Below are 2482 nucleotides of genomic sequence, written 5' to 3'. Positions count from 1 at the left end.
TCAATTTTCAGTTAAGCGTCAAGAGCAATCGCGTTGGAGTAGAATCGATAATAAGTAATCTGATAGATAACGCTATCGAACACGGAAAAACTGATACAGAAATACTTGTGAACTTAGGTGTAAATAGTTCTAGTAATGTTTACCTCAGAGTGACAAATAAGGTGGGGACAGAGGTTAATGAGGATGATCTAAAGCATATGTTTGAACCGCTTTGGCAAAAAGATGCTTCTAGAACATCTGAAGATAACTTTGGGCTAGGTCTTTCTATAGTAAATGCATTGTGCGACGCTGTATGTGCAGAAGTTTCTGTAACCAAAACCACCGAAGAAGACATATCGTTTTTGTTGACTTTTAAAAATGAAACTATTGGTCCGTAATCTTAGGCAGGCTTAAGTTACTGTAACCTTAGCCTTAATAACACTCCTGAAAAGAGAGACTGCGACTTAGCAAGAGAATAAAAATAGGGTAATTCAACTTAACCTAGCTTTCGAATTTGGTATGTGGTGGAGATCAAAAAAGTTTTCGGCCACCTGTTCCTTGTCACGGATAATTGCTGCTGGAACAAGTCAATGCTTCCATTCAACTCATTGGGCGTACAACGATAAAATGACTTTACGATTTTTTTGCAGAGTTCTACCAAGAAACTGTTGAAAAACACTTGCTGACAATAGGTTATCTTAATATAGATTAACGTTACCTGTCTCAATCAATGTTCCGAGATCGATGAAATAATTAGAACCAGCATAAAAGTGTTATTCAATTGATACTAGGCAAGATGCAAATAAGTTCCTAACGTGAGATCATGACTGCATGTTAAGTTACATTCTCTACTGCTCGTGAGCCAACAGTTAATTATTGCCAGTAGTCAGCTAAAGCAAGCGCTGATAGCCCTATAAAGAGGTTTTCCTATCACGGATAGACAACTTATTACCGTGCTCACAATTGATAGAAGTGATTGAACTTTTGTATCCTAAAGCTGATATTAATCGCCTTATTCATATGCAGAAAAATAAGTGAAGCAGAGAGTATCTATAACCGCGGGGCGAGAGTCACTTATCGACCAGCGCTTGAGTGGCGCTTAAGTTGAAATCGCTGAAGTTAGTTTGTGCCTCAACGATTTAAACAGAATATCTGATTTCTCTTTCAAGTTACCGATGAATTTATATTTATCGGGTGTGTTTATTTATATAGCTCCTCAAGCCTCCTCAATTTTTTGTATTTCTGGTTAGCCCCCGTTATAACGTTAATGGAACTGGACAAAAGGGAAGTATTGTGGCGGCTACTTAAAGCGTTCAAGTTCTACCGCAGTATCTGAATTATGGAGTTGGAGACGCGCCCAAAAATTTGCATGGTTGTAGGCTATCTTTCTCATCATGACTATTTCTTAAATTCTGCCGATGAACGGGCTATTCTAATCACAAATCAGCCTCAACTGTTTACCAATTCGCGAAAATCCATTATTCTCCATATTGGTTATGTTTAATGCTTAAGAAATGTTTAAATCCATATCAAAAGTAATATTAGTGTTTACAGTGCTATCTGCCCTCGTCGGGCAAGCGATGGCTGTAGATACTATGAGTTTTGAAATGGCTATTGACAACAAACATTACAATAGTAATTCTGAATCGAATTGCTCTACGAACATGAGCCATGGTATGAGAGTAGATTCTAGCAGTTCGGAGAACGCTAGTATTAAAGATTGTTGCAACACTTCGGAATGCACATGCCCACCAGGTGGTTGTACTCATGCTCCCGTCCTTATAGCTTCCATGATGACTGTTCAACACCCAGTGGTGCCGGACGCTTCATTTGGCTTGTTCTTCCAACAGCCAGTTTCAGTAACATCCTCACTTTTTCGCCCACCGATATTTGCCTAACACGGGGTCAGTGCGTCCAAATTTAACGCACAATTTGTTTCAGTTCCTGTTTATTATCTAGGTGCTAGCGTACCTATATGTGCCAGCTTTGTCTGGAGGCAAAAATGTTAAAAAAAATCATCTATCAAGCTGCGGTATTACTGCTAATTCTACCTAGCATTGCCATGGCAAATATCCACCATGGCGCAAACGACGTCTTCGAATTATTAGTTTATAAATCACCATCGTGTGGATGTTGCAAAAAGTGGATAACCCATCTAGAAAACCAAGGGTTTCAACTACGTACAAAGGACTTTCATAACTTGAGCGACATCAAGAACGAATACGGAATTTCGCCAAATCTTCGCTCTTGCCATACCGCTGTTACAGAAAACGGCTTTGTATTTGAAGGCCATGTCCCTTCTAAGTTTATAAAACGATTCTTGTTAGAAGAACATCCAAAGGCTATCGGGTTATCTGTTCCAGCTATGCCAGTAGGTTCACCCGGAATGGAAGTAGCAGAGCAGTTTATGCCTTATACCGTTTTCATTATATATCAAGATGGGAGCTACGAACCTTACGCGAAAGTAGAAAGCTACGACAGTCAATTCGATTGAAGTCAAAGT

The 2482-nt window shown here is 39.4% G+C and carries 3 protein-coding genes; all 3 read left to right on the top strand.

Translation table 11 applies throughout. The annotated features are described in order from the left end of the window. Window positions 1-377 (top strand): ATP-binding protein (locus LHL20_RS20735; RefSeq protein WP_226434659.1); only part of this gene is annotated, 377 nt, incomplete at its 5' end. 1116 nt (window positions 378-1493) lie between these two features. Continuing rightward, window positions 1494-1877: a CopL family metal-binding regulatory protein gene (locus LHL20_RS21300; protein WP_152910911.1), complete on the top strand. Its 384-nt coding sequence runs from the start codon at window positions 1494-1496 to the stop codon at window positions 1875-1877. Window positions 1878-1981: 104 nt separating this feature from the next. Beyond that, entirely contained in the window at window positions 1982-2473 is a 492-nt protein-coding gene (locus tag LHL20_RS20720; RefSeq protein WP_014978038.1) for a DUF411 domain-containing protein, read from the top strand. Window positions 2474-2482: the final 9 nt, after the last annotated feature.

The organism is Alteromonas sp. McT4-15, from assembly GCF_020515205.1.
GTDB lineage: Bacteria > Pseudomonadota > Gammaproteobacteria > Enterobacterales > Alteromonadaceae > Alteromonas.
This window is presented reverse-complemented; position numbering and strand designations above follow the sequence as displayed.